The following is a 26583-nucleotide window of genomic DNA, read 5'->3' as shown; positions in this document are numbered from 1 at the left end:
CCAGGAATCATCTTCGGTCGCGCCAAGACCGGCGCGAGAGCGAACACCTATCCGCGCGAGGCCGGGCTGCGCTCGGACTGGAAAGAACCGGATGGGACTGACGCGAACTCGCCGGACGCTTTGCCGGCAGGCGATGTATCGCGGCCACACCGGACCAACGCGATTGAAATCTCGCCGGAATGCGCTATCAACGGCCAAGCCATCGAACTGCCGGACGGTGGATCACGACCATGCAGCATGATTACACCTCCACCGCCATTCTCTCCCGCTCAAGCATCGACTGACGCATTTCCGGCTCGCCAGCGCCTCGCAATGTGGCGCGAGCTCTACGGGCGCAACATCGCCAACGTCGACATCGATCCGATCGGCGATGAGCCGTTCCATGCCAGCGTGACCTTCCAGGGACTGCCCGGCGTCGGGCTGGTCTCGGGATCGCGATCGCCCGCGCACTATCACTCCACGCGACAACATCTTGCCCGCGCGAGGGACCGCTTCGGGTTGTCGATGCTGATGAGCGGAGCCGCCACCACGCGACAGCTCGGCCGTGAAATCATCTGCCGGCCCGGCGCTGCCTCGGTGATATCGGGGACCGATCCCTCGGTGAGCACGATGCACAGCTTTGGCAGCTTCATCACCATCGTGCTGCCGCGACCGGAAGTCTCGGCGCTCGTCCCGGATCTCGGTGCTGCCTATGCGCGGCAAATCCCTGCCGAGAACAGCGCGTTGCGACTGCTGATCCGTTATGTGCAGACCTTGCACGAGAACGGCCCGCTCGAAGCACTACCGGCAAAGTCCGCTGCAAACCATATCGTGGATCTCGCGGCACTTGCGATCGGCGCCACCGCCGAAGTGGCGCACGAGGCGCAGCGACGCGGCGTTGCCGCCGCACGGCTGCAATCGATCAAGGCGGAGATCCGCGAGCGCGCCGGCGACGGCGAGCTCTCTGCCGCGACGATTGCCTTGCGGCACGGCGTGACACCGCGCTACGTCCAGAAGCTGTTCGAGCGTGACGGCACGACCTTCTCCGAGTTCGTCCTCGCCCGCCGGCTCGAACGTGCCTTGCAAATGCTGCGCGATCCGGATTTTGCAACGCTGACGATCAGCGCAATCGCATTCGAGTGCGGTTTCAGCGAGCTTTCCTATTTCAACCGCACGTTCCGACGCGCCTATAACGCCACGCCGTCGGACATCCGGCATGCGGCCTTGCGCCTGCGCTGATTTCGCGCCTTACGTCATGCTGCCCGGCATGAAGCACCGCACACGCGGGTGGCCGTCGATGTAGTGCTTCCACACCATGGTGCGACCGATCTTGTTCGGCTCGGTGATGACAGCTCCGTCGGGAACGACGACCCACTCCTGGTCGAGATGCACGCGGTAGTGTCCTTTGTCGGATTCCCAGTCGACATCGGCGACGATGTAGCCGTCGGCGTCCGAGCAGCACTGCCCGTACTCGCTGCGCAGGCTCTCGAACCAGGGTTTGAGCGGCGAGTTGGCATAGCGCCCGTCATCACGCGCCAGCGCCGATGTCGCCAACGGCAGCGTCAGCCCCAGCAATATTGCTGCACATGGCCCTGCAAATCTCATCGTTGTCTCACGAAATCAAATCGGTGCCATGAGGAACAAGGAGGGTCCCTCACGCCCTGAAATGGCGCGAAAGCAACGACTCGCTCCTCCAGCAGCTTTGCCGAATGCTACGCAAATCCGGCGCCAATGCGCATTCCGGGCAACTACTGGCGCAGGCGTTGCCGGCATTCGCCTTTCGACGAATGCGTCGTCGGGCAGGACAGGCCACGCAACAGCCATCCACGTCATCGAAATGACGAGAGCAACAAAGCGTTCCAGAGGTGATGCAGGAGTAAGAAGAAATATTGCTTACAAAATTCCCCGCCCTTGCGGGGAGTGACAGCGGCGTGTGTGGCAGAAGCCGTGACGGCTCAGCAGTGCGCCTACTTCTTCGCTGCCGGCGCCATCATTGCGCCGCCCTTCTTGGCCGCGGGCGCTGCCTTCGGCGCGGCCGCCTGCGCGGGGAGATATTTGGCGATGATCGCGGGATCGACTTCGGCCATGCTGGAATCCGGCAGGCGTTGCCAGGTCTCGTCCTTGCCGAACAGGGAAATGCCGAGGAAGCCGCGCATGGTCAGGACCTGCCCGTCCGGGCTTACACTCATCTTGGCCTTCCAGATGTTGCCGTCGCGCGGATTGACCACGTTGCCGCCCTCGTACTTCAACCCGTCACGCTTCATGTCGCGGATGAAGGAGAGCCCGAGCACCGGCTGATTTTTGCGATCGTCCGTGCACTTCGCGCAGACCTCGTTTGGATCGTCGCCGGGACGCGGGAAGGTCTTGGCAATGACGCCTTCGAAGATGCCGTTGTGGTCGATGAAGAGGAACCAGCCCACCGGCTTGCCATCCTCAACCTTCCGCCAGAGGCCCGCAGCGGTCGGCTGCTGCGCTTGCGCCGCAGCCGAGCCGAGCGTCAGCACGAGCGCCAGGAACGGGAGCAGCCGGAAGCTGCAAAAGAGATTCCGCATTATGATCACCTTGCTAAGCCACCACTGCAATGGCCGCAGACTACGGCGATTTCGCGAACGGTTCCAGCACCAGAAACATGGGATGTCGGAGCTAGTGGCGCCGTGGTCAGTTGACACCCAGTTTCTTTTGCAGGCTGGAGGATGACGTCGTGTACTGGAACACGAGCCGCTTCTCCGGATAGACGTAACGATGGGCTTTTTGCGACATCAGTGCACCCTCATGGAAGCCGCACAGGATCAGCTTGATCTTGCCGGGATAGGTGTTGATGTCGCCGATGGCGAAGATACCTGATATGTTGGTCTCGAACGCTGATGTCTCGACCGGCACCAGATTGTTTTCCAGTGCAATGCCCCAGTTCGCAACCGGACCGAGCTTCATGGTCAGTCCGAAGAACGGCAGCATGGTGTCGCAGGCAATTTCGCCGACATTGTTGTCGTTGCCCTTGACGGTGGCACCGGTCAGCTGGCCGTCGGCGCCGGAGAGCGCGGTGACTTGGCCGAGCCGCAGATCCATCTTGCCGTCGGCGACCAGCGCGCGCATCTGCTCGACGCTGTGGGGCGCGGCACGAAAATCGTCGCGACGGTGCAACAGCGTGATGCGCTTGGCGAGCGGATGCAGATTGAGCGTCCAGTCGAGTGCGGAATCGCCGCCGCCGACGATCAGCACGTTCTTGTCGCGGAACGTCTCCATCTTGCGCACGGCGTAGTGCACCGAGGTGCCTTCATAGGCTTCGATCCCCGGCACCGGCGGACGCTTGGGCTGGAACGAGCCGCCTCCGGCCGCGATCACCACGACCTTGCATTCGAACACCTTGCCGGCATCGGTGGTGCAGCGGAAGGCGGGATCGCCGATCTTCTCCACGGTCTCGACCATCTCGCCGAGATGGAAGGTCGGGTGAAACGGCTTGATCTGCTCCATCAGCGCCTCGGTGAGGCCCTGCCCCGAAACCTGCGGGATGCCGGGAATGTCGTAGATCGGCTTTTCCGGATAGAGCTCGGCGCACTGACCGCCGACCTTGTCGAGGATGTCGACGAAATGCGCCTTCATGTCGAGAAGGCCAAGCTCGAAGGCGGCGAACAGACCGCAAGGGCCAGCGCCAATAATCAGCACATCGGTTTTGATCACGTCGCTCATGTCGTCTCTTTATCGGTTGGACGGCGCCCGGCGGGCAGAGGTGACCCTGCCTGTCTAGCCAACGGGGATGGATCAGGGAAGGCATAAAAGCAGGAGCGCCCCGCAGCCGCGCCCACTTGCCGGGTCAAAATAACTGAGCTGTAACGAGGTTGGATATGACGGAGATCAATCGGTGAACGCACCAAGCCGCCTCGATACGACGCCGCGCCTGGAGGACTTCCCCTTTCGCCTCAGCGACAACGTCCGCTTCGGTGATCTCGACCCGAACCAGCACGTCAACAACGCGGTCTACGCCACCTATTTCGAGACGGGACGCGTCACTCTGATGAAGAGCCCGGAATATGGGCTGACGCCCCCGGGCCTCGCGTGGATCATGGTGCGGCTCGACATCCATTTCCGCGCGGAGCTGCACTGGCCGAACACGATCGAGCTCGGCCTCGGCGTCGTGAAGCTCGGGCGCACGTCCGTGACCTTCGAGCAGGTCGTGTTCTCGAACGGGAAATGCATCGCATCGGCGAGGTCAGTCGGTGTCTTGCTCGACGAGGCGACGCGCCGGCCGGCCCCGCTGACTGCAGAGGTGGTCGAAAAATTCAAGCCCTGGCACAAGCGCGGGATCGAGGTCGCGCCGCCGAGCACATAGCAAAGAGATCACGCCTGGAAGACCAGGCCTTGAGGATCAGGCCTGACGTTCCGGCGTCGCCACCACGAGACCGTCGAGATCGTCGCTCACCTTGATCTGGCAGGACAGGCGCGAGTTCGGGCGCACGTCGAAGCCGAAGTCGAGCATGTCTTCTTCCATCGGCGTCGGGCTGCCGACCTTCTCGCGCCAGGCTTCGTCGACATAGACATGGCAGGTCGCGCAGGCGCAGGCCCCGCCGCACTCGGCCTCGATGCCGGGAATGCTGTTGCGGATGGCGGCTTCCATCACGGTCGCGCCGTTCTCGACATCCACCGTGCGGGTTTCGCCCTTGTGGTCGACAAAGTGAATTTTGGCCATGGGTGCTCGTGCTGCCGCGATCTGGGGAAAAAGGAGGGTCCGGGCTGTCCTATAACGGGTCGGTCAGGGCAGCGCTAGTGCGCAGTCCACCCGCATCTGTGGGCGCCGGCCTAGTGCTTGAGAATCACCGCAATGGCGGCGCGAGCCTCGGCGACCGCCTCTTTCAGCGCTGCAAAAGCGTGGGGCTGGTTATGCCCGATCCGGATCGCAGTCTCCAGGCTGGCAGCGGCATCCGCGACCGCGAAGGCGCCGATTCCACGCGCCGAACCCTTGAGCTTGTGCGCGAGGGCACCGGTCTCGGCGGGCCGCGCCGTCATGGCCGCCAGCAGCCGGACCGCCTGCTCGGCAAACATCGCAAGCACTTCCTGCTCCAGCTCGGCATCGCCGAGCGTCATGCGGGAGAGGTGGTCAAGGTCGAGCGGGCTGTCGATGGGCGCAAGCGGGGGCGAGGGCATCCAGTCCATCCGTTGCAGTTCAGGTGTCATGGCGCAGGCCCCGGCATCGCGCGATGGTCCGCCGGTCCGGCGGTTCCTTCCACCGAAGCATGGAAATGGTTAACGAAGTGTTCGGGTCTCTTTACGCAAAGCCGCCCGATTATTGACGAAAAGTTGCCGCAATCGGCCGAGTCCGGTGGAGAATTTCATTTGGGCCTAAGGTGTTAGGGCGCGATCCTGTTAACGATGATTAAGATTGTCTTAATCGCGGGCATTTCATTCGCGACGCTCTGCCAATAGGATGTTGCGGAAATTGGCGGACAAGCCGTCCGGGTGGGGATGGCTCGGAGATCCGCGCAAGCGGCATGATCCGGACTGTGGGCTTGCGTAGCGCGCAGGGCTCGCGGGGGGACGCGTACAAGTAACGAGGGCTCGGACTGAACATGGCCAATACTCCCAAGAAGGTCAAAGACCCCACAGAAGTTGCGCTTTCTGCGATCCAGGAAGCCCTCAACATCAGCGATACGGCGGCAGATACCAGCCGCAACGCATCGATGCGCAACGAAACGGCGCCCCCGGTCGCGCCGCCGGCACCTCCCGTGTTCGACGAGCCCGGGTTCGAGCCGCGCCCAGCCGCCAACGAGCGCGCCGTGTTCGATCCGATCGAGGAACCACGTTCGTCGCGCCGCGCCGCCAACGACGACCGCGCCACCATCGGGCAATTGCTTCAGGCGCTGCAGACCGGCCGCCCTGCCCGCAACATCTATACGGGCGCGACCATCTTCACCGTCGTCTGGCTTGCAGCCTGCGCCGCGCTGACGGTCGGTTTCCTGCCTTCGATCCGGGCCGCCATGGGCGAGAGCGGCGGCGTGCTGGCCATCGCCGGCCTCGCCACGATGTTCTTCGCGCCCATCATGCTGTTCTACTTCCTCGCCAGCTTGGTCTGGCGCGGCCAGCAGATGAGCCAGGTCGCGCAGGCGATGGCACAGGTCGCGATCCGCTTCTCCGAGCCGGAAGGCTCGGCGTCCGATTCCATGGTCACCGTCGGCCAGGCCATCCGTCGCGAGGTTGCGGCGATGGGCGATGGCATCGAGCGTGCGATCGCGCGCGCAGGCGAGCTCGAGACGCTGGTCGCCAACGAGGTCGCAGCGCTGGAGCGCGCCTATTCCGACAACGAAGTCCGCATCCGCGCCCTGCTCCAGGACATCGCACATCAGCGCGACAACCTGGTCGGCCAGGCCGAGCAGGTCCGCAGCGCCATTTCCGGCGTGCAGATCGACCTTCGCCACGACATCGCGCTGATCTCGGACGCGATCGCCTCGCGCGTCGACGAGGTCGCGAAATCCATCACCGGCGCGCTGGAAGAGCGTGGCGCCCACATCACGGGCGCACTGAGCCATGCCGGCGACAACATGATCCTGGCGCTCGGCGAGCGCGGTGGCGATCTGCTCGACCGCCTCGAGGAGGCCAGCGCCGAGACCACCCGCGCGGTGCTCGACGCCAGCGAGCGGCTGACCACCAGCCTCAACTTCAAGACCGGCCACGTCCACGACGAGTTCGTCGATCTCGCCGACCGCGTCCACGAGATGCTGAATGAACGCATCGACCGCATCACCGGCGAGTTCGAGCAGCGTTCCGCCGCGATCGTCGACGGCATCTCCGAGCGCACCGAGCAGGTGCACGATAGCCTGAAGAACTCGTCGGACTCGCTGCTGCTCGAGCTCGAGCTGCGCTCCAACGACCTCTCTGCCAAGATCGACGACGCCGGCAACCGCCTCGCCGGCCAGATCATGACCTCCGGCGACAAGGCCAGCGAAGCGCTCGACGCCACCGTCAACACCCTCGTCGCCAAGGTCGTCAGCCAGACCGAGACCGCGCACGACTCGCTGTCGCTGCAGATGAGCGCGTTCGACGAGCTGGTGAAGAACCAGGGTTCCGAGCTGGTCGAGAAATTCGCCCGCGATTCCGGCACGCTGGGCGCCCTGATCACACGCCACATCTCCGAGTTCGACCGCACCGTGAAGACCTTCGGCGGTGAGATCGTCGAGCGCATGGGCCAGCGAACCCACGATATCCATGAGTCGCTGAAAACCTATGTCGACAATTTCGACACTCGCTTCACCTCCAACGGCGGCGAGATCACGGCCATTCTTGACCAGCGCCTGCTGCAGTTCGAGACCACGATCGGCGAACGCGTTTCCCACTTCGACGCCTCGTTGAACGGCAAGATCGCCAGCCTCGATGGCACGATCGAAGGCCACATCAAGACCTTCGACGAGCAGCTCGGCGGCCGCGTCGGCGCGCTCGAGCAGTCGTTCGACGCCCGTGCGAAATCCGTCACCGAGACCATCGACGGGCGCCTCAATGCGCTCAGCACGACGCTGACCGATGGTGCGGCGCAGGCTATCCAGTCGATCGATACGCGGTTGACGCACCTCACGACGACGCTCACCGGCGGCGCGGCGCAGGCGCTCGAATCCGTCGACTCCCGCCTGACCAACCTGACGATGACGCTGACCGACGGCGCCTCGCAGACGATCCAGTCGATCGATACCCGCCTGACCCACCTCACCACCACCCTGACCGGCGGTGCGACGCAGGCGCTCGAATCCATCGACTCCCGCCTGACCTATCTGACAAGTGCGCTGACCAACGGCGCCTCGCAGGCCGTGCAGTCGATCGACACCCGCCTCACCCTCCTGACCTCGACGCTCACGGACGGCACGGCGCAGGCGATCGAGGCGGTCGACCGCCGTATCACCAGCGTCGGCGAACTGATCGACGGTCGCAGCATGCTCCTGACCGACACGGTCACGGCGCGCTTCCAGGACATCCACCAGACGCTCGAGACCAAGGTCGGATCGGTGGCCAACGACATCGATGTCCGCGTGGCTCAGTTCGAAGACCTGCTCGGCTCCCGTGTCGAGGCCGTCGCTGGCCGCATCGAGAGCAGCGGCCGCCAGGCCAGCGAGGACATGATGTCGCGCGCCGAGATGATCTCGACCGCGATCCGCTCGCATGTCGAGGACGCCGAGCGCTCGCTGACCAACCTCGTGGTCAACACCAGCGAGACGATCCAGACCGGTGCGCGCACGGCGCAGCAGTCGCTGATGACGGTTTCCTCGGACGTCAACGCTCAGCTCAAGACGACTGCCTCCGATGTCAACGCCCAGCTCAAGATGACCTCCTCCGAGGTCGAGCGTGCGCTGACTGCGGTCGGCACCGGTGCTGCGAACTCGATCCTGACCAGCGCCCGCGAGGCGCAGTCGTCCCTGGTCGCGGCCTCAGGCGATGCTTCCAATCAGATCAAGGGGCTCGCGGCCGACGTCGAGCGCACGCTGTCCGCAGCCGGCTCGGCCACCGCGGCCTCAATCCTGGCCGGCGCCCGCGAGGTGCAGACCACGCTCGTGACCGCCTCTTCGGACGCAGCCAACCACGTCAAGACGCTCACCGCCGACGTGCAGCGCTCGCTGTCGCTGGCCGGCACCTCCACGGCGGAATCGATCACCGCCGGCGCCCGGGATGCGCAGGGCACGCTGATCGCGGCCTCGACCGAGACCGCCAACCAGATCAAGGCGCTGTCCTCCGACGTGCAGCGTTCGCTCTCGATGGCGGGCACCTCGACGGCCGAGACCATCATGACCGGCGCGCGCGAGGCCCAGAGCACACTGGTCAACGCGTCCTCGGATGCGGCGAGCCAGGTCAAGTCGCTCGCGGCCGAAGTGCATCGCTCGCTGTCGCAGGTCGGGCAGACCACCGCCGAGACGATCACGGCGAGTGCCCGCGACGCCCAGAGCACCCTGCTCGCGGTTTCGGCCGAGCAGACCGGCCAGGTCCGTTCGCTCGCAGCCGAGATGCAGCGCGCGCTGGCGACCGCCGGCGGCGCCACCATCGAGGCGCTCACCAGCGGCGTGCGCGAGGCGCAGGGCACGTTGATCACCGCGTCGACCGATGCGGCGAGCCAGATCAAGTCGCTGACGACGGACATCGAGCGCACGCTGACCGCGGTCGGCGCCGACACCGCCTCGACCATCCTCAACAGCGCCCGCGAGGCCCAGACCTCGCTGACCTCCACCTCGGCGGACGCCGCGAGCCAGATCCGCACGATCTCGACCGAGATCGAGCGCGCGCTGAGCACGGCCACGTCGAACGCGACCAACGACATCCAGACCAGCGCGCTCAACGCCCAGAACGCGCTGATCTCCGCCTCCAACGAGGCGAGCTCGCGGGTCAAGTCGAGCTCCGCCGATGTCGAGCGTTCGGTGCTCGCCGCCAGCTCGAGCTTCGGCCAGGCCATGACCGGCAAGACCGACGAGATCGTCACCTACGTGCAGCAGCAGGCCGACCGTCTCTCGAACATGATCGACGCCAAGCGCGGCTCGCTCGTGGATGCGATCGGCTCGAAGACCAGCCAGCTCACGCTCGACATCGACCGCGTCACCTCCGACGCGCTGAAGTCGATCGAGACGCGCGGCACGGCCTTCTCGCAGACCATGATGGGCAACGGGAACGAGGTCGCCCGCACCATCAACGCGGCGAGCGAGGTCGCGACCAGCGCGGTCGGCAGATCGCTCAAGGACCTCGAGCAGGCCTCGCGCGCGGCGATCGACCAGTCTCGTCAGGTCTCGATCGCGGCCGTCACCGAGATGCAGGAAACCAGCAAGATCCTGCGCACCGACACGGTCGCCCTGTTCGAGCGCCTGCGCGAAGGCAACATCCTCCTCCAGGAGGTGCTGACCGGTGCGCACGACAACCTCAACTCGCTCGAGCGGGCGCTGGTGACGCGCGTCGCCGACTTCGTCTCGGCGATGAACGATGTCACCTCGCGCAACGGCGCTGCGACGCAGAACCTGGAAGACCAGCTCAACGTGTTCAATTCCAAGACCACGAAGGCGCTGCAGGATCTCGGCGAGCTGTCGACCCAGTTCGATGCGCACGGCAAGGCGCTGGTCGATGCCGCACAGGTGGTCGAGCAGAGCAACAAGAACACCACCGCCTCGCTTGCCGAACGCAAGGCGGCGCTGGAATCGCTCGTCACCACCATCGATCTGCGCACCACCGATCTCGATCAGCGCCTGTCGCGCTTCACCGGGTTGCTCGATGAGTCGCTCGCTGCGGCCGAAGAGCGTGCCCGCGACATCGCTCGCGTGGTCGCGGAGACCGCCGGCGCAGGTTCTGCCGCCATCACCCGCCAGTTCGAGGCGGTGCGGTCGGCCTCCGAAGAGGAGCACCGTCAGACCATCGAGGCCATGCACGACATCTACCGCCAGACGACCGACGAGGCGGATGCGATGTTCAAGCAATCGACTGAGAAGTTCGGTAACCTCGTCTCCAGCATGAAGCAGATGGCGTTCGAGATGCACAACGAGCTCGAGGCCACCCGCAACGAGCTGCGCCGCGGCGTGCTCGAGATGCCGCAGGAGGCCGCCGAAAGCACCGCGCAAATGCGCAAGGTGATCGTCGACCAGATCGAGGCGCTCGCCGAGCTCAACCGCATCGTGGCCCAGCACGGCCGCGGCCTCGACGTCACCACGACGGGCCGCGCTTCTGTCGCCGTCCAGCGCCAGGAAGAGCCGATGATGGCGACCGCGGGCAGTCGTGGCACCGAGACCCGCATGCGCGACACCGGCAGCGCCTCGACGCTGCCGCCGCCGGACCTCGGCATGCCCGCCTCCTCGCGCCGCACCGAGGCTCCGCCAGTCGCACCCGGCGGCAACGACCAGGGCCGTGACGGCTGGCTGTCGGATCTGTTGAACCGCACCGACGCCAACCAGGCTGCTCCGGCCGGACGTGAGGCCCCGCGCGGCCGCCAGGCGGCACCCGCTCCGCAGCCACAGACCCCACAGGCTGGCAGCAATCCGCTGGAATCGCTGTCGCTCGACATCGGCCGGCTGATGGACCGCAACCTCGCCGCCGAGATGTGGGACCGCTACCAGCGCGGCGAGAACAAGGCCTTCACCAAGCGCCTGTACACACCCGCCGGCCAGAAGGCCTTCGACGAGGTCGCCCGCAAGTATCGCGCCGACCGCAACTTCAAGGGCACGGTCGACCGTTACATCGGCGAGTTCGAGCGCCTGCTCGACGAAGTCGCCCGCGACGGCCGCGGCCCGCAGGAGCTGCGCAGCCACCTGACCTCGGAGACGGGTCTGGTCTACACCCTGCTCGCTCATGCGGCGGGACGGCTGGGATAAGACAGGGCTCGCGAATAGCGACTGCAAATGAAAGCGGAGGCCTCACGGCCTCCGCTTTGTTTTTGACGGTGCGACCTCAGGTCCCGCCGGGCTGTCCGAACGACAGCCGCTCGGCCAGGACGGCGGCCTGGGTGCGTGAGCCGACGCCGAGCTTGCGCAGGATGGTCGAGACATGCCCCTTCACTGTCTGCTCGGCGATGTCGAGTTCACCCGCGATCTGCTTGTTGAGCTTGCCCTCGACGATCATCGCGAGAATGCGCAGCTGCTGCGCCGACAGCGAGGCCATGCGTGCGGCGAGCTCGACATCGGCACTGTGGATCGAGCCGCGGCCGCCGACATTGGGCGGCATCCAGATCTCGCCGGCGAGGATCTTGGTGATCGCATCCGCCATCTCGGGCAGGCTGAGCGATTTCGGGATGTAGCCGGATGCGCCATAGGCGATGGCGCGGCGGATCGTGGCGGCGTCCTGCCGCGCCGAGATGATCGCAACCGGCACCGTCGGGAATTGCGCCGACAGAATGAACAGCGCGGCAAACCCCTGGATGCCCGGCATCGTCAGGTCCCACAGGATGAGGTCGATCTCGTCCGACTGGGCCGAGAGCACGCTCACGGCCTCGTCGAGGGACTGACAGGCGACGATGTCGAGATCGGGCAGCACGCTCGACAGCGCACTGCGCAAGGCGGCCTGCACCAGCGGATGATCGTCGCCGATAAGGATGCGCATGGTTACGCCGAAGAGGCTCCCTGTTTCGTCCCGTACTGCCGGGTCAAGGCTTCGCCGCCGAGGAAACGCCGCAGCGCTGCCGGCTTGACCGGCTTCGACAGGACCTCGCAACCGCGCGCCCGCGCCTCCGTGCGTACCGGCTCGCTGCGATCTCCGGTGACGACGAGTGCGCGGACGCTGCGTCCCGACTTCTGCCTGAGATCGTCGAGGAAGTCCAAGCCGGTGCCTTCCCCAACGAGATGGTAGTCGAGCAGCACGACGTCGGGCGGGTCCGCCGCAGCCACAGCCATCGCGCTGGCGGCCTCCGTTGCTGCCAGCACGCGATGGCCCCAGGTGCCGAGCAGCGCCGTCAGGCCGTCCAGGATCGTCGCATCATTGTCCAGGCACAGGATCGTCAGGGGCTGCTCCGTCGCGGCCGGAGCCGCTACCGCCGCCTTGCGCTGGAGCGGCGTTCCGGGTCCATGCGCGAGCGGCACCGTGACGGCAAAGCATGAGCCGTGTCCCGGGCGCGAACGGACATCGACGGGATGCCCCAGCAGCCGCGAGACGCGATCGACGATCGCGAGCCCGAGACCCAGCCCCTTTTCGGATCCGGGCGCCAGGCGCTGGAACTCCTCGAAGATCCGCTTCTGGTCTGCCGCGGCGATGCCGATACCGGTATCCCGAACCTCGATCCGCAGATCGCCTCCGCGCCGCCGGCAGCCGAGCAGAATGCGTCCCTTGGGCGTGTAGCGGAGTGCATTCGACAGCAGGTTCTGCAGAATGCGGCGCAACAGATGCGGGTCGCTGTGCACCGCGAGTCGGCAATCGACGACGCGGAGCACGAGCCCCCGCTCACGCGCCATCGCGGAGAATTCCACGTTCAACTGCACGAGAAGATCCGCAATCGGAAAATCGAACGGCTCGGCACGAACCGCGCCGGCATCATAGGAGGAGATATCGAGCAGTCTGTCGAGCACATGCTCGGTCGAGCGCAGAGCGGTGATGGCGCTGCCCGCCAGGGTCCGCTCCTTCTCCGCCGCGCCGGCTTGCGGCAACGCATGCAAGCTCTCGTCGAGCGCCGACAGGAACAAGCGCGCCGCGTTCAGCGGTTGCAGCAGATCGTGGCTCGCTGCCGCCAGGAAGCGGGTCTTGCCGAGATTGGCCTGCTCGGCCTCTGCCTTGGCCTGCTCGAGCGCCTCGGTCCGCTCGCGGACACGCAGCTCCAGATCCTCGTTGGCGCGCCGCAAGGCTTCCGCGGCGCGGTGACGCTCGGTCACGTCGGTGTAGGTCGAGACATAGCCGCCTTCGGCGACGCGATCGTAGACGATCTCGAGCACCGTGCCGTCCGGCCGCTTGCGCTCGTACAGATAGGGCCAGCTTTGGGCTGCGACATCGCGATTGACCAGGAGCGCCGCGAATTCGGACGCGGCGTATTCGCCGCGCTCGACGTTGAAAGCAATGAGCTCCGCGAGCGGAAGGCCGACGCGTACGAAATCCGGCGGCAGGTCGAGCAGCGCGATGAACCGCCCGTTCCATGCCGTGATGTTGAAATCGGCATCAAAAGCGCAGATGCCCTGCGGCACGCTCTCGAGCGTGCTTTGCAGCAGGCTGCGATTGAAGCGCAGGGCTTCCGAAGCCTCGTCCAGCATCGCCATCGCCGCCCGCCGCGACAGCGAGTGCCCTTCCAGCGACGACGCGATCACCACGCGCGCCGATGCTGCGCCGATCGCGCCGGCGAGAAGATTTTCGGTGAAGCGGATCGAGTCGAGATCGACCAGGCCCGATGGGTCGAGGCGCGGCCCGGTGCCCGACATGCGCGCTGCAAGATAGCCGTCGAAGGCCGCCTCCCCGCGCTCCGCGCCGACAAAGCGCCGGGCAAGCGCGCGGAGATCGTCGAGCCGGACGACCACGCGAGAGGATAGTTTCGGCACGGTGTCGCGGACGACGCCATCGGCAAATGCCGCAGCCTGATTGCGCTCGACGGTGGTTTGCCGTCCCAGCACCGAGAGCGCGAGGAAGCAGACGAGGTTGGCGCCAAGGCTCCACAGCGTCGCATGCGAGATCGGATCGAGTCCTTCGAGCCCGAACAGCGCGTTTGGCTTGAGGAGAGCGAGCTGCCACGGGCCGTGGCGAACGATCTCCTCGAAGGCCGGCCATAGCGGTGCGGCCGAAGGCAGCAGCAGCGTATAGGCCCAGATGAAGAATCCGGCCGCGATCCCGACCGAGGCGCCGATCTTGTTGGCGCGCTGCCAGAACAGGCCTCCGACGAACGCCGGTCCGAATTGCGCGACTGCGACGAACGACAACAGGCCGATCACGGTGAGCGGATAGGCCTGGTTGACCAGGCGGTGCATCAGATAGGCCAGCAGCAGGATGCCGAGGATCGAGAGCCTGCGCACCGTCATCAGCACCGAGGTCACCGGCCGGCTATGCGCACGCAGACCGAAAAAGCGCGAACGTAGCAGCAGCGGCATGATGACGTCGTTGCAGAGCATGGTGCTCAGCGCGACCGAGGTCATGATCACCATGCCGGTGGCGGCCGACAGCCCGCCCAGGAAGGCGATCAGGCTGATGGTCCCCGCATTGGCCGCAATCGGCAGCGAGATGACGTAGGTGTCGGGGTCCATCATCGCACCGAACCTCGAAAGTCCGGCGGCCGCGATCGGCAGGATCAGCAGGCTGAACAGCGCAAGATAGGTCGGGTAGAGCCACGCCGCGGCGCGCGTGTGACCGGGGCTCTCGTTCTCGACGACCGCGACATGGAACGCCTGCGGCAGGCACAGGAAAGCGATCGCCGAGATGATGATCGTCGAGGGCCAGACCGGCTGCGTGGGGTCGAAGGTCAGGATCCCGGCCAATTGCGGATCCGAATGAAACTGCGACAGCAGAGTGGCCGGACCGCCGGACAGGCCGAACAGCACGAACAGCGCCACGATCAGGAATGCGACCAGCTTGACCACGCTCTCGAAGGCGATCGCCAGCATCAAGCCGCGATGATGCTCGCTGGCGTGGACATGGCGGACGCCGAATACGATCGCAAACAGCGCCATCGACGCGGCGACGCCGAATGCCGAGTCCTGCCAGAACCGCAATGCCTCGCCGCCGGCGCGCTCAGGCTGAAGGATCAGATAGTCAAAACTCTTGCCGACGGCCTTGAGCTGAAGCGCGATATAGGGAAGCACGCCAAGCAGCGAGGCCAGCGTGACGAAGGCCGCAAGCACCTGGCTCTTGCCATAACGCGCGGCGATGAAATCGGCGATCGAGGTGACGTTCTGGGCTTTCGCGATCGCGATCACCTTGGACAGCAGCGGCTGGCCGAACAGCAGCACCAGCGTCGGGCCGATATAGATCGTGGCGAAGTCCAGCCCGCTCGTGGCGGCGCGGCCAACCGATCCGTAGAAGCTCCACGAGGTGTTGTAGACCGCCAGCGTCAGGCAGTAGCTGACCGCCGCCGCCCAGGATTTCGGCGAGACCAGCGGTCCATCCACGCTCCGCCGATCGCCCCACCAGGCAATCAGGAACAGCATGGTCACATAGCCGGCTGCGACCGCGAGAACGAACCACGCCTGCAAGACATCCTCACTCGAGATCGATCCGCCCGCCCATCAACAGGTCCGGAACGCGGGCGAATAGTAGAGCGTTTTCCAGCGAAGTGGAGACCGGTTCGCGTAAAGAAAACGCGTCAGAACAAGAATCTAGAGCTTTCGATCGCGCGGAAGGCAAGTTCGGGATCGGCGGCCAGATGTCCGGCCGCCGATCGATGCTTGACGTCAGGCCGCCTCGCGCGACAGGCGGGCCTGCGGCAGGCCCTTGAGCACGAGGTTGACCACAACGGCGACCACGATGTTGAGCGCGAGCGCCAGCAAGCCGGTGTAGATTGCAACCTTGCCGGCGCCGAAGTCGATACCGTGCAACGGCTTCAGCCCATCCGACCAGGCCAGCCACGATCCGCCCGCAAGGCCGACGGCCCAGCCGGCCAGCAGCGCCGTGCTCGAGAACCAGTTCAGGTAGAGGCCGAACACCAGGGCGGGCAGCGTCTGCAGGATCCAGAGGCCCCCGAGCAGCTGCAGGTCGAGCGCGAACTGCGTCGGCATCAGCAGGATGGCGAGCAGCGCGCCGACCTTCACCAGCATGGAGGTGATCTTGGCGACCTTGGCCTCGCCTGCCGGCGTCACCTTCGGATCGACCCACACCTTCCAGAAGTTGCGGGTGAACAGATTGGCGGCCCCGATGCTCATGACGGCTGCCGGCACCAGCGCTCCGATCGCGATCGCCGCGAACGCAAAGCCTGCGAACCAACTCGGAAACAGCGTCTTGAACAGCTCCGGCACGACATCGTTGTTGCTCGCGAGCTTGAGCCCCGCTGCATGGCCCATATAGCCGAGCAGCGCCAACAGGCCGAGCAGCAGCGTGTAGGCCGGCAGCAGCATCGCATTCTTGCGAATGGTGTTGCCACCTGAGGACGCGAAGATGCCGGTCAGCGTGTGCGGATACATGAAGGCGGCGAGCGCCGAGCCCAGCGCCAGCGAAGCGTAGGGCACGATCTGCGCCGGTGACAGCAGGATGCCGCCCGAGCCCTTCGCCGCAAACGCGGCATCCGCCGCCGTGAAGATCGCGCCGTAGCCGCCGAGCTTGGACGGCACGATCGCGATCGCCGCGATCACCACGATGTAGATCATGATGTCCTTGACGAAGGCGATCAGCGCCGGGGCGCGCAGACCCGAAGAATAGGTGTAGAGCGCCAGCACCAGGAAGGCGAGAACGAGCGGCACCTCGCCGCTCAGCCCGAGCGCCTTGATCGCCACTTCCATGCCGATCAGCTGAAGCGCAATGTAGGGCATCGTCGCCAGCACGCCCGTTGCCGCGACGGCAAGCTCAAGCCCACGCGAACCATAGGCACCCCGCACCACGTCGCCCGCGGTGACATAGCCGCGCTCCTTGGCCACCTTCCACAACACCGGCATCACCGCGAACACGAAGGGATAGACGATGATGGTGTAGGGCAGCGCGAAGAATCCGTAGGCGCCGACCGCGTAAACCAGCGCAGGCACGGCTATCACGGTGTAAGCGGTGTAGAAGTCGCCGCCGACCAGGAACCAGGTGATCCAGGTCCCGAACTTGCGGCCACCCAGGCCCCACTCGTCGAGATGGGCGAGAGTCTCCGGCTTGCGCCAGCGCGAGGCGACGAAGCCCATGCCAGTGACGAGGGTGAACAAAGCGAGGAATACGGCGAACGCCGCGCTATCGACATTAGTCAGCACGGCGTGCGCTCCTGTAGACGATGTAGGTGAGCAGCGAGGTCAGCGGCACCCAGGCGAGCTGATACCAGTAGAAGAACGGAAAACCGAACAGATGCGGCTCCCGGATATTGTAGAACGGCACGATCATCAGGCCGATGAACGGCAACAACAGCAACAGACGTATCACGCTCTCGCCTCCCCTGTGAGTGAAGTCGGCGCGCTTTTCGTGAGGCGCACCTTGAGCGCGATATAGCTGACATCGCCCGCCGGCCCGCCCCCTACCTTGGCTCGGCCAGACCCCCATACTTTCGTATCGTCGCCTGCGACGGATCAGTTTGCAGTCCGACCTATTTCTGGCTATATTTCCAGAAATGGAGCATGGAGAGCGCCCTTGGCCGACACAGCCCAAAAAAGAGCACTTCGAAATTACCGGGCCCGCCTGACTAAGCGCGGCATGGCGCGATTCGAGGTGCTCGGGCTCGATACCGACCGCGAATTGATCCGGTCCCTCGCCAAGCAACTCGCCGAAGATGGTACCAACGCCGAACGACTACGCTCTACGCTGCATCAAACAATAGCAACGGAACCTCCCAAGAAGGGTGGTATCCTTGCGGCGCTGCGACGCTCGCCGCTTGTCGGGACCGATCTCGAAGTCAAGCGCGCGCGCGTAACGGGTCGCAAGGTTGACCTGTGACAAGGTACGTCCTCGACACCAATATTATCAGCAATGTCGCGAAGCCGAGCCCGTCGCCGGTGCTCTTGGCGTGGCTAGCCGAACAGAACGATGATGATCTGTTCGTCTCAGCCTTGACGATCGGCGAGATCCGGCGAGGCATTTTGGAAAAGCCGGCGGGGAAAAAGCGGAGCGCATTGGAGACCTGGTTTGCCGGCCCCGAAGGACCACCATTGCTTTTCGCGGGGCGCGTGCTGGCTTTTGACGAGCAAGCGAGTCTGATTTGGGCGCGCCTTATGGCGCGTGGTACAACAATCGGAAGGCCCCGTAGCGCCCTCGATATGATCATCGCCGCCGTGGCCGAAGCCAATGGCTGCATTGTTGTGACCGACAACGAGAAAGATTTCGCGGGGCTGAAATTCGTGAATCCGCTGCGCAATCGCAAGGTGGACTAGCGCCGACATCACCATCACGCCAAGTGCCCCCTGGGCCAATGAAACATCAGCGTACGAAACTGTCTCTACAAATAAGGCACCCTGAGCGCGACCTTTTTTGGTTTGCAAAGCTCTCGGCCTCAAACCCGAATTCCTCTGGAAAGCGGGCGAAAAGCGGCAGACTCCGAGGGGGACAAGGATTGGCGGCGTTCGCACAGAATCCTATTGCTCGATCGATTTCGGCGAAAGTCGGCGCGAAGGATTCGCTAGGCAAATGCAGGCCGCCTTGGCCCGACTCAAGCCACACCGGCGCACTCTACGAAAGCTGACATCTACAGGCGGCAGAGTTAGTTTTTTTCGTTGGCTGGTTCTGCGACAAACATACTGGCGAAAGCCTTGATCGTCAGCTTCTGGGCGGAATGGCTGAGCTTCAGATCGCAATTGATTTGAACATCGATATCCCCGACTAGTAGGCGACAACCGCGCCAGCGTCGGCATGATCCGCTTAATCGATACGCGCTACTGCCGCCTGCCGCTCGCGGCCGGTGCCGGTTTCGGCGGCTCGGCTGGCGGCGGCGCGGCCGCTGCCGGCGCGCTGTTGCTGGCGCCGAACAGGACGCGGGTCGGATTGCGATCAAAGTTGTTCACGGCGCGGCTGATGTCGCCGAGGGTGCGGCGGCCATCGGTCATCAGCGCACCGGAGCGCTTGTCGAAATCCTCGGCGAGTTCGCGGATCGACTTGACCGTCAGGAACAGCTCGCCGCCGTCCTTGCCGCCGGCGAGCGAGTTGAGGCCGAGCATGAGGCTGTCGGCCTTGAGCATCACGCCGTCGACCTTAGCCATCACGCCATCGATCTTCTCGGAGTTGCGCGCGAGCGAGTTGGTGAAGGTCTCCAGATTCTTCAGCGAGTTCTTCACCGACTCCTGATTGTCGGCGACGATCTTGTTGATGTTCTGCAGCGTGCCGCGGATCGCCTCGGTGACATCCTGAAGCTTGTTCGGATCGGCCATCAGCGTCGGAATGCCGTCCTCGTCGAGCGGCGGCGGAGGCGCGGCCTCCTCGCCACCCTTGAGCGAGATCGCGGCGACGCCGGTCAGGCCCTGGAATTCGAGGCCGACCAGGGTGTCCTTGCGGATCGGGGCGTTGTTCTCGACCATGGCGAGTGCGACAACCCGCCGCGGATTGTCGAGCTTCACCGAGACCACCTCACCCACCCGGATACCGTTGAAATTGACGCTGCCGCCGTTGCGCAGGCCCGCCGCCGGGCCTTCGAACACGACGCGCAGGGGGCTGCGCTGCTTGGTGGTGTGCAGCGACTGGAACCACAGCACGAAGCCGATCGCAGCCGCGATCACCGCCAACGTGAAGGATCCGATCAATACGTAGTTCGCCCGCGTTTCCATCAGGTGCTCCAACTCATCACCGCGCGGGCGCGCTTGCCATGGAAATATTGCCTCAGCCAGGGATGCTGCGAGGCCTGCATGTCGGCGATCGACCCTGCCGCAATGATCTTACCGTTCCCTAAAACGGCGATGCGGTCGCAAGCTGTGTAAAGGCTGTCGAGGTCGTGAGTTACCATGAAAACCGTCAGCCCCAAAGTACGCTGCAGCGTCCTGACCAGCTCGTCGAAGTCGCCGGCGCCGATCGGATCGAGGCCCGAGGTCGGCTCGTCCAGGAACACGAGGTCCGGATCGAGCGACAATGCACGGGCCAGCGCGACGCGCTTGATCATGCCGCCGGAAAGTTCCGAGGGGAAACGTTCGGCCACCTCGGGCTTCAGGCCGACCATCGCGAGCTTGGCCATGGTGATCTCGTCCATCAGCCGCTGCGACACGCGAAGATATTCGCGCATCGGAAACTGGATGTTCTGCCGCACCGTGAGCGAGGAAAACAGCGCGCCCTGCTGGAACAGCACACCCCAGCGCCGCTCGACGTTGCGGCGCTGCGACGTGTTGGACGAGTCCAGATCGACGCCGAACACCTCGATCGAGCCCGCGACCTTCGGCACCAGGCCGATGATGGTGCGCGTCAGCACCGACTTGCCCGCGCCGGAGGGACCGACGAAGCCGAGGATCTCGCCGCGCTTGACGTCGAGGTCGAGGCCGTCGAGCACGCGCGTCGCGCCGAACTGCACGGTGATGTCACGGACACGGATGATGGGATTTTGAATGTCGCCTGCCATCGTCACATTCCGATCGAGGCGAAGAATATGGCGAACACGCCGTCCATGACGATCACGAAGAAGATGCCCTTCACCACCGACGCAGTCGTGTGCTGTCCAAGCGATTCCGCGCTGCCCTGCACGGCGAGGCCTTCGACACAAGCGACGATGCCGATCACCGCCGCCATGACGGGCGCCTTGACGATGCCGACGATGAAATGGTCGATCGAGATCGCATCGCGCAGGCGCAATAGGAAGGCTTCGGGATCGACGCCGCCGTAAAGCCAGGCGACCAGCCCACCGCCATAGAGCGCAGCCATGGCGCCGAGGAAGGCAAGGATCGGCAGCGCCAGCACCAGCGCCAGCATGCGCGGCAGCACCAGCACCTCGATCGGGTCGAAGCCCATGGTGCGCAACGCGTCGATTTCCTCGCGCATCTTCATCGAGCCGAGCTCGGCAGTGTAGGCGCTGCCGGAGCGGCCTGCGACCATGATCGCGACCAGCAGCACACCGATCTCGCGCAGCACCAGCACGCCGAGCATGTCGACGACGAAGATGTCGGCGCCGAACCGGCGGAAGTGGAAGATGCCCTGCTGCGCGATGATGCAGCCGATCAGGAAGGTGATCAGCACGATGATCGGCACCGCGCGCCAGCAGACCTGCTCCATGTGATGCACGGTGGAGGTCAAGCGGAACGAGCGCGGATGGATGAGCACATGCGCGCCCGCCGCGAGCACCGCACCGAGCATGTCGATCAGGCCGGCGATGGTGCCGCCGATGCCGGCGACCGTGCGGCCGATCTGCTCCAGCATGCCGGAGATGGTAATGGTGGAGGTCTCGACCACCGCGGTCGCGCGGACCCGGCGTACCTCGTCGACGAGGCTCGAATAGTTCGCCGACAGCCCCGCGATCTGCGCCTCCACGGCGCCTTGCGTCAGGCTGCGGCGCAGCCGCTCGATCAGCCAGGCGCCAAAAGTGTCGAGCTTGGCGACCTCGGAAACGTCGATGAAGATGCTTTGCGAACTGCCGGCGAGCTTCTCGGCGTCGGCCACCAAGCGCTCCAGGGCCGGCGCAAAGCTCGCGGTCCAGGTTCCGGTCGCGCACAGAGCCAGCGCATTGCCCTTGGCAATCCGTTCCAGCTTGGGATCGCCGTTCAAGATGTCCGCTCCCGTCGCGGGGCGGAGGAAATCAGATAGTTGCGCACACGCCCTTACCCGGAAAAGGTATCCCCAACTGGTTAATGTTAGTTGCTAGAGGTAACCAGCAGGTTCAGATTTCGCCAGAGTTCAAAATGACTTCCAGCAAAGTTCCTGCCCTCGCCGCGCGAATCGAGCGATTTCCCATCGCCGGCAGTTTCACCATCAGCCGGGGCGCCAAGACCGAGGCCGTCACGGTCGTGGCCGAAGTGAGCCAAAACGGCCTGACCGGCCGCGGCGAGTGCGTGCCCTATCCCCGTTATGGCGAGACCCCCGCGGCGACGTTGGCTGCGATCCAGGCCATGGAGGCGGCCGTGGCGAGCGGGCTGACACGGCAGGCTCTCCAGGCCGCCATGCCGCCTGGAGCGGCCCGCAATGCGCTGGATTGCGCTCTGATCGACCTCGAGGCCAAGGCGGCCGGCCGGCGGGTCTGGAACCTGCTGGACCGCCCAATGCCCGGCGAGCGGACCACCGCCTACACGATCTCGTTAGGGACACCGGACGCCATGGCGGCCGCGACCGCCAAGGCGGCGCACCGGCCGCTGCTCAAGATCAAGCTCGGCGGCGATGGCGATGGCCAGCGGATCGCGGCGGTGCGCAAGGCGGCGCCCGAGTCGGAACTGATCGTAGACGCCAACGAGTCCTGGACCGAGGTCAATCTGGAGCAAAATCTCGCCGCCTGCGCCGCCGCCGGCGTCACCCTGGTCGAGCAGCCGCTGCCGGCCGGCAAGGACGACGCATTGGCGAGGATCAAGCGGCCGCTCGCGGTCTGCGCCGACGAGAGCGTGCATGATCGTGGCTCGCTGGCACCCCTGCGCGACCGCTACGACGCCGTGAACATCAAGCTCGACAAGACCGGCGGCCTCACCGAGGCACTGGCCATGGCCGACGCCGCGCAGGCGCTCGGCTTCGAGATCATGATCGGATGCATGGTCGCGACCTCGCTGTCGATGGCGCCCGCGATGCTGGTGACGCCGCAGGCGCGCTTCGTCGATCTCGACGGCCCCTTGCTGCTGGCGCGCGATCGCGATCATGGGCTGCGCTATGACGAGAGCCTGGTCTATCCGCCTGACGCCTCGCTCTGGGGATGAGCCTTGAGCCGGTGCCGCGCCGACCAGATGACAAGCGCACCGGCCGCCGCCATCGCGGCCATGACGTAATAGAGGTTGTCGCCGATGCGAGCGTAGATCGCGCCTGAGGCGATCGAAGTCACGGCCCCCAACAATCCGCTGCAGGCTGCGAGGTAGCCCTGCCCGCGCGCGACCCGATGCGACGGCACGCGCTGCACCAGCAGATTCATGGTGCCGACGATGGTCATCCCGAATGTGAGACCGTGGCTGAGTTGTGCGATCGCAAGCAGCGCCAGCGGCGGCTCTTGCGCCGTGACGATCCAGCGCAGCACGGCGCTCAAGCCGCCGACCGCCATCAGCGATGAGGGATGCAGCGAGAAGCGCGGCGACAGCGCGAAGACGACGATCTCGGCGATCACGCCCAGGGTCCAAAGCGCCGCGATGGTCAGCCCGCTCAGACCCTGGAGCTGCCAGTTGATGGCGGAGAATATGTAATAGGCGGCATGACTGCCCTGGATCAACGCCGCCGAAGCGATCACGGCCCAGAAGCCGCCATCGCGCAACAAGGCCTTGCCCGCAACCGTCTCCGTCGCCTTGCGCCTGACATCGTCGAGCGGCCGCAGCAACAGGCTGGCGAGGACCGCAACCACCGCCCACGCGACGATGATCCAGATCAGGTGGCGCGCCGCGATGACGTCGACGAGATAACCGCAGGCCAGCGAGCCGGCAGCGAACGCCGCCGAGCCCCACAGCCGCAAGGGTCCGTAATCGAGCCCGTAATGCGCGACGCCGCGCAGGGCATAGGCATCGGTGAGCGGTGTCGTCGGCGTCCACATCACGCAGGTCAGCGCGTAGATCAGGAACAGCGCCAGGGGCTGTTGCTGCAGACCGAGGGCCGCAAGGCCGATCGCGGTGGCCAGCACCGAGATCATGATGCCGGCGCGAATCGCGTGTCGCTTTTCGGCAAAGGCCGTGATCTGCGGCAGCGTGGTGAAGCGCGTGAGCGACGGCAGCGCGTTGATGAGGCCGATCCAGGAAGCGTCGACGCCGATCGCCTTGAGCCAGACCGGGAAGAACGGCAGATGCGTGCCCGATACCGCAAACACGGCCGAATAGAACAGCGCAAGACTCACGGCAAATCGCCGCCTGACCGATGCTGGTGTGGGGATTTGTGATTCGGGTGGCATCAAACCAATTGCGATTCGGTCGATATCGTGGTGATCGTTACAGCAACGCGCACTGATTTGCGCGACGAGATTGTCATGGCCAACGAAGCATTCGCCCTCTCGCCCATGTCTGCCCGCGCGGCCGAGCCGAACGAGCAGGATTACGACGCGATCCGCGAAGCCTTCATGGAGACCGCGCGCGGCCGCTGGTTCCTCGGCGAATATGCCAAGCGCAACCGCAATGCCGACACGCGCATGGTGCTCGACGCGGTCGCGAAAATCGAAGAAACCCTTGCGGCACAGCGGCAACCCGTCGTCGAGGACCGCCTGCCCGAAGCGCTGGTCGCGATCCGCCGCGCGGTCGAGGAGGCAGAAAGCGCCGCCGCCAAGGCGTTCGATCCGGCCGCGATCGAGGCAAGCCTCGCACCGATTCCGCGCGGCGTGCGCATCATCAAGGAGATCTCCTGGCGCTGGCGCGAGATCGGCGCCGACGGGCGAATCTGCGACCTGATTGATTCGCAGCTCGCCTCGATCGAAGCAGCCTGCACCCAGGTGTCGACCATCGACCCGCGCGGCGATCTCAGGGCCGCCTTCGATCTCCTCAAGGACCGCGTCGAGCAGACCGATGTCGAGCGCGGCGCAGCGCCGCAAGGCTCAGCGCGTCCTGCTCCGGCGCCCGTGCAGGAAGCACAGCCGGTCGCAGAAGCGCCGGTTGCCGAAGCGGCCGCGGTGATGGTGAGCGACACCCCCGTGGCTTTTACGGAGACGCCGCCCGAGATCGCTCCCGAGCCGGAGCCTGAGGCCGCCGTCGACATGAGCGGCGTCGCCGAGGCGGCGATGGGCGTCGCGATCTCGCCCGAGAGCGCCGAAAGCCACGCCGCCGTCGAGGAGAGTTTTGCTGCGGCCGAGGACAGCCTTGCCGATCCCGCAGCCATCGCCGGGATCACCGACGAGTTCTCGCTCGATGCCGCAGCGGAAGCCGAGGACGACGCCGTGCTCGCGCGGATCGCGATGGAGATGGCCGCGCCCGATCCGGAGTTCGACGAGATCGTCGACCCCATGGAGATGGAAGCTGCCGTTGCGGAGTCGATGCCGGAGCCGACGGCTGTTGAAGTCGTGGAACCCGTTGTCGCTGAGATCCCCGAGCCCGTCGCAGCCGAGCCATCCGTTGCGCCGCCAGTCGCGCCCCTCTTGGAGGAGCCGGTTGAAGCCCCGATCGCAATGGAATCGCTCGCGCGCCTCACCGATGCCATCGCGGAAGCCGCCGCCGAAGTGATGGAGCAGCCCGCACCCGCCATGGCGGCTGCGGCGACATCCGAAGCATCACCGGCCGTGACGCTTCCGATGCCGTCGCTCCTGTCAGCGTCCTCGCCCGAGCCCTCGCTCGGCGCCACCATCCTCGCCAGCGGCATCGTGCAAAAGTCCCGCGTCGCCGCCAACGACGCCCTCGCGCCGATCCGCCGCATGACCCAGGCCGAGAAGATCGCGTTCTTCTCGTAAGGCGCGCTCGTGTCCCCTAGTGAAGACCGGCAAGCGGCTCGGGCTTCGTGACGCGCTTTGAGGTCAAGCGAAATTTCGTCGCCAAGTACGACGTGCAGGAGGCCGGCGGCCGCTCGCATCTGGAGTATTGGATCCCGGCCGAGGATCTTGATGCCTTCAATGCCGCGATCGTTGGACGATCGTCCGCAGCTTCCCCTGATCGCGCGCCGCGCGATCAGTACTTCGCGATGACCGGACCGCCAAAGCGGTAGTTCACCCGGACCGTCGCGATATCGACGTTCTGCTTGATGTCGTCGCTGCGGGTCACGGCGGCGATCGGTTGGAAGGCGACGTTGTTGGTGCCCATGAAGAGGTGATCGTATTCGAGCGCGGCCGACCAGTTCGGCGCGAAGCCGAATTCGATGCCGGTGCCCACAGTGCCGCCCCAGCGGGTCTCGCTGGCGCGATAGATCACGACGCCCGAGGCATCGAAGTACGAGGTGTACTTGTTGTCGGTGACGGCGGCGCCGCCCTTCACGTACCAGAGCACGTTGTTCCAGGCGTAGCCGACCTGGCCGGTGAACAGCCCGAGTGCGTCGACCTTGGTCTGGTTGGAATAGGGAATGATCGCCGTCAGGCTCGAGTTCGAGCCTTTCAGATCGGCCCAATCGCCCTGGGCTTCGAGGCCGAACACCCAGTTCGCGCTCTGCCAGCGATAGCCGATCTGCCCGCCGACGAGTCCGCCGCTCGGGGAGTGACAGCCTTCCGAGGCCGGGCCGACCGGCGCCCCGGCGACGTTGGTGATGGTGTAGCAGTCGCGGCCCCAGCCGCCGCCGCCGTTGAGGCCGACGTAGAGGCCGCTCCAGTCGTAGACCACTGCGGAGATGACCGGCGCCTTGGTATAGGACCGCGCCGCGAGATCGGCTGCGGATGCCGCGCCTGTCGTTGCAACAATGGCGAAAAGTCCGGCCCCGACAGCAAGCAAGCGACGCATGTCCAGTCCCCAAAGATCAGCGGTGCCGCATTTGGCATGAATCCCACGAGGTGCGACAGACCGCCTCACCGCGGGACCGCAAGTTTCGCTCGTCTGTTGCCGAATTGCATCAACACCACCTTAGCGACACCCTGCGTGATCTAGATCACGCACCGTACAATGGTGATCGCGATCA

General features: G+C 65.3%; 21 protein-coding genes and 1 pseudogene. 8 read left to right on the top strand and 14 right to left on the bottom strand.

Annotated features, from left to right (window positions below):
- Window positions 1–312 precede the first annotated feature (312 nt).
- On the top strand, window positions 313–1218 hold the full coding sequence (locus ACWAT4_RS14590; RefSeq protein WP_249154388.1) for an AraC family transcriptional regulator: 906 nt from the start codon (window positions 313–315) through the stop codon (window positions 1216–1218).
- Between the two features lie 9 nt (window positions 1219–1227).
- On the opposite strand, the gene ACWAT4_RS14585 is transcribed toward ACWAT4_RS14590, so the two are convergent.
- The 3 genes from ACWAT4_RS14585 to ACWAT4_RS14575 form a co-directional block, all read right to left on the bottom strand.
- On the bottom strand, window positions 1228–1584 hold the full coding sequence (locus ACWAT4_RS14585; protein ID WP_449730833.1) for a hypothetical protein: 357 nt from the start codon (window positions 1582–1584) through the stop codon (window positions 1228–1230).
- A gap of 362 nt (window positions 1585–1946) precedes the next feature.
- On the bottom strand, window positions 1947–2531 hold the full coding sequence (locus ACWAT4_RS14580; RefSeq protein WP_449730832.1) for a DUF2147 domain-containing protein: 585 nt from the start codon (window positions 2529–2531) through the stop codon (window positions 1947–1949).
- A 106-nt stretch (window positions 2532–2637) separates the two neighbouring features.
- A complete protein-coding gene (locus ACWAT4_RS14575) occupies window positions 2638–3666 on the bottom strand; it encodes an NAD(P)/FAD-dependent oxidoreductase (protein ID WP_212446568.1) in 1029 nt (342 codons plus the stop codon).
- Between the two features lie 172 nt (window positions 3667–3838).
- Between ACWAT4_RS14575 and ACWAT4_RS14570 the strand changes: the two genes are divergently transcribed.
- Window positions 3839–4306, top strand: coding sequence for an acyl-CoA thioesterase (locus ACWAT4_RS14570; RefSeq protein ID WP_449730831.1), 468 nt, complete (start codon window positions 3839–3841; stop codon window positions 4304–4306).
- A 36-nt stretch (window positions 4307–4342) separates the two neighbouring features.
- Here the strand turns inward: ACWAT4_RS14570 and ACWAT4_RS14565 are convergent, their stop codons facing one another.
- Together ACWAT4_RS14565 and ACWAT4_RS14560 are read right to left on the bottom strand one after the other, a co-directional pair.
- On the bottom strand, window positions 4343–4663 hold the full coding sequence (locus tag ACWAT4_RS14565; RefSeq protein ID WP_007602043.1) for a 2Fe-2S iron-sulfur cluster-binding protein: 321 nt from the start codon (window positions 4661–4663) through the stop codon (window positions 4343–4345).
- Between the two features lie 110 nt (window positions 4664–4773).
- A complete protein-coding gene (locus ACWAT4_RS14560) occupies window positions 4774–5148 on the bottom strand; it encodes an Hpt domain-containing protein (RefSeq protein ID WP_212301174.1) in 375 nt (124 codons plus the stop codon).
- 392 nt (window positions 5149–5540) lie between these two features.
- Here ACWAT4_RS14560 and ACWAT4_RS14555 point away from each other — a divergent pair, with 392 nt between their 5' ends.
- Window positions 5541–11288, top strand: coding sequence for an apolipoprotein A-IV repeat region-like domain-containing protein (locus ACWAT4_RS14555; protein ID WP_449730830.1), 5748 nt, complete (start codon window positions 5541–5543; stop codon window positions 11286–11288).
- Between the two features lie 76 nt (window positions 11289–11364).
- Here the strand turns inward: ACWAT4_RS14555 and ACWAT4_RS14550 are convergent, their stop codons facing one another.
- The 4 genes from ACWAT4_RS14550 to ACWAT4_RS14535 form a co-directional block, all read right to left on the bottom strand.
- Complete coding sequence (locus tag ACWAT4_RS14550) at window positions 11365–12012, bottom strand: response regulator (protein WP_212446571.1); 648 nt, start codon at window positions 12010–12012, stop codon at window positions 11365–11367.
- A 2-nt stretch (window positions 12013–12014) separates the two neighbouring features.
- A complete protein-coding gene (locus ACWAT4_RS14545; RefSeq protein ID WP_449730829.1) occupies window positions 12015–15566 on the bottom strand; it encodes a hybrid sensor histidine kinase/response regulator in 3552 nt (1183 codons plus the stop codon).
- A 198-nt stretch (window positions 15567–15764) separates the two neighbouring features.
- A complete protein-coding gene (gene mctP, locus ACWAT4_RS14540; protein ID WP_212301178.1) occupies window positions 15765–17255 on the bottom strand; it encodes a monocarboxylate uptake permease MctP in 1491 nt (496 codons plus the stop codon).
- Window positions 17245–17421 (bottom strand): DUF3311 domain-containing protein, encoded by a 177-nt coding sequence (locus tag ACWAT4_RS14535; protein ID WP_212301179.1) that lies wholly within the window; start codon window positions 17419–17421, stop codon window positions 17245–17247. Before ACWAT4_RS14535 ends, mctP begins: the two co-directional genes overlap by 11 nt.
- Window positions 17422–17625: 204 nt before the next feature.
- Here ACWAT4_RS14535 and ACWAT4_RS14530 point away from each other — a divergent pair, with 204 nt between their 5' ends.
- Both ACWAT4_RS14530 and ACWAT4_RS14525 read left to right on the top strand, forming a co-directional pair.
- Complete coding sequence (locus ACWAT4_RS14530; protein WP_249149350.1) at window positions 17626–17928, top strand: hypothetical protein; 303 nt, start codon at window positions 17626–17628, stop codon at window positions 17926–17928.
- The gene (locus tag ACWAT4_RS14525) at window positions 17925–18362 is read left to right on the top strand and encodes a type II toxin-antitoxin system VapC family toxin (RefSeq protein WP_449730828.1); all 438 of its coding nucleotides are present in this window, start codon (window positions 17925–17927) and stop codon (window positions 18360–18362) included. Before ACWAT4_RS14530 ends, ACWAT4_RS14525 begins: the two co-directional genes overlap by 4 nt.
- A gap of 498 nt (window positions 18363–18860) precedes the next feature.
- On the opposite strand, the gene ACWAT4_RS14520 is transcribed toward ACWAT4_RS14525, so the two are convergent.
- Genes ACWAT4_RS14520 through ACWAT4_RS14510 form a run of 3 tightly spaced genes read right to left on the bottom strand, consistent with a single transcriptional unit; the run spans window position 18861 to window position 21660 of the window.
- Window positions 18861–19745, bottom strand: coding sequence for an MlaD family protein (locus ACWAT4_RS14520; RefSeq protein WP_449730827.1), 885 nt, complete (start codon window positions 19743–19745; stop codon window positions 18861–18863).
- Window positions 19745–20524, bottom strand: a complete 780-nt coding sequence (locus tag ACWAT4_RS14515) for an ABC transporter ATP-binding protein (RefSeq protein ID WP_449730826.1) — start codon at window positions 20522–20524, stop codon at window positions 19745–19747. The genes ACWAT4_RS14520 and ACWAT4_RS14515 overlap by 1 nt, the downstream gene beginning before the upstream one ends.
- A 2-nt stretch (window positions 20525–20526) precedes the next feature.
- Entirely contained in the window at window positions 20527–21660 is a 1134-nt protein-coding gene (locus tag ACWAT4_RS14510) for an MlaE family ABC transporter permease (protein ID WP_212301184.1), read from the bottom strand.
- Window positions 21661–21794: 134 nt separating this feature from the next.
- Between ACWAT4_RS14510 and dgcA the strand changes: the two genes are divergently transcribed.
- Complete coding sequence (gene dgcA, locus ACWAT4_RS14505; protein ID WP_449730825.1) at window positions 21795–22790, top strand: N-acetyl-D-Glu racemase DgcA; 996 nt, start codon at window positions 21795–21797, stop codon at window positions 22788–22790.
- On the opposite strand, the gene ACWAT4_RS14500 is transcribed toward dgcA, so the two are convergent.
- A complete protein-coding gene (locus ACWAT4_RS14500; protein ID WP_449730824.1) occupies window positions 22760–23956 on the bottom strand; it encodes an MFS transporter in 1197 nt (398 codons plus the stop codon). The genes dgcA and ACWAT4_RS14500 overlap by 31 nt on opposite strands.
- A gap of 75 nt (window positions 23957–24031) precedes the next feature.
- Between ACWAT4_RS14500 and ACWAT4_RS14495 the strand changes: the two genes are divergently transcribed.
- Both ACWAT4_RS14495 and ACWAT4_RS14490 read left to right on the top strand, forming a co-directional pair.
- The gene (locus ACWAT4_RS14495) at window positions 24032–25435 is read left to right on the top strand and encodes a hypothetical protein (protein ID WP_449730823.1); all 1404 of its coding nucleotides are present in this window, start codon (window positions 24032–24034) and stop codon (window positions 25433–25435) included.
- Between the two features lie 26 nt (window positions 25436–25461).
- Window positions 25462–25686: pseudogene (locus ACWAT4_RS14490) on the top strand (hypothetical protein); the annotation flags it as partial.
- Here the strand turns inward: ACWAT4_RS14490 and ACWAT4_RS14485 are convergent.
- Window positions 25650–26408, bottom strand: a complete 759-nt coding sequence (locus tag ACWAT4_RS14485) for an outer membrane protein (RefSeq protein WP_212446582.1) — start codon at window positions 26406–26408, stop codon at window positions 25650–25652. The pseudogene ACWAT4_RS14490 and the gene ACWAT4_RS14485 sit on opposite strands and share 37 nt — an antisense overlap.
- Window positions 26409–26583: the final 175 nt, after the last annotated feature.

Source organism: Bradyrhizobium sp. T-1, from assembly GCF_053592855.1.
Note: the sequence above shows the minus strand (reverse complement) of the source record. Positions and strands in the feature narration are given on the sequence as shown.

Excerpts from the sequence above, each read along its gene's own strand:
- ACWAT4_RS14500 (WP_449730824.1), bottom strand. The coding sequence starts at position 23,956 with ATGCCACCCGAATCACAAATCCCCACACCAGCATCGGTCAGGCGGCGA.
- ACWAT4_RS14590 (WP_249154388.1), top strand. The coding sequence starts at position 313 with ATGTGGCGCGAGCTCTACGGGCGCAACATCGCCAACGTCGACATCGAT.
- ACWAT4_RS14560 (WP_212301174.1), bottom strand. The coding sequence starts at position 5,148 with ATGACACCTGAACTGCAACGGATGGACTGGATGCCCTCGCCCCCGCTT.
- ACWAT4_RS14485 (WP_212446582.1), bottom strand. The coding sequence starts at position 26,408 with ATGCGTCGCTTGCTTGCTGTCGGGGCCGGACTTTTCGCCATTGTTGCA.
- ACWAT4_RS14550 (WP_212446571.1), bottom strand. The coding sequence starts at position 12,012 with ATGCGCATCCTTATCGGCGACGATCATCCGCTGGTGCAGGCCGCCTTG.
- ACWAT4_RS14515 (WP_449730826.1), bottom strand. The coding sequence starts at position 20,524 with ATGGCAGGCGACATTCAAAATCCCATCATCCGTGTCCGTGACATCACC.
- ACWAT4_RS14555 (WP_449730830.1), top strand. The coding sequence starts at position 5,541 with ATGGCCAATACTCCCAAGAAGGTCAAAGACCCCACAGAAGTTGCGCTT.
- ACWAT4_RS14495 (WP_449730823.1), top strand. The coding sequence starts at position 24,032 with ATGGCCAACGAAGCATTCGCCCTCTCGCCCATGTCTGCCCGCGCGGCC.
- ACWAT4_RS14565 (WP_007602043.1), bottom strand. The coding sequence starts at position 4,663 with ATGGCCAAAATTCACTTTGTCGACCACAAGGGCGAAACCCGCACGGTG.
- ACWAT4_RS14580 (WP_449730832.1), bottom strand. The coding sequence starts at position 2,531 with ATGCGGAATCTCTTTTGCAGCTTCCGGCTGCTCCCGTTCCTGGCGCTC.
- ACWAT4_RS14585 (WP_449730833.1), bottom strand. The coding sequence starts at position 1,584 with ATGAGATTTGCAGGGCCATGTGCAGCAATATTGCTGGGGCTGACGCTG.
- dgcA (WP_449730825.1), top strand. The coding sequence starts at position 21,795 with ATGACTTCCAGCAAAGTTCCTGCCCTCGCCGCGCGAATCGAGCGATTT.
- ACWAT4_RS14575 (WP_212446568.1), bottom strand. The coding sequence starts at position 3,666 with ATGAGCGACGTGATCAAAACCGATGTGCTGATTATTGGCGCTGGCCCT.
- ACWAT4_RS14520 (WP_449730827.1), bottom strand. The coding sequence starts at position 19,745 with ATGGAAACGCGGGCGAACTACGTATTGATCGGATCCTTCACGTTGGCG.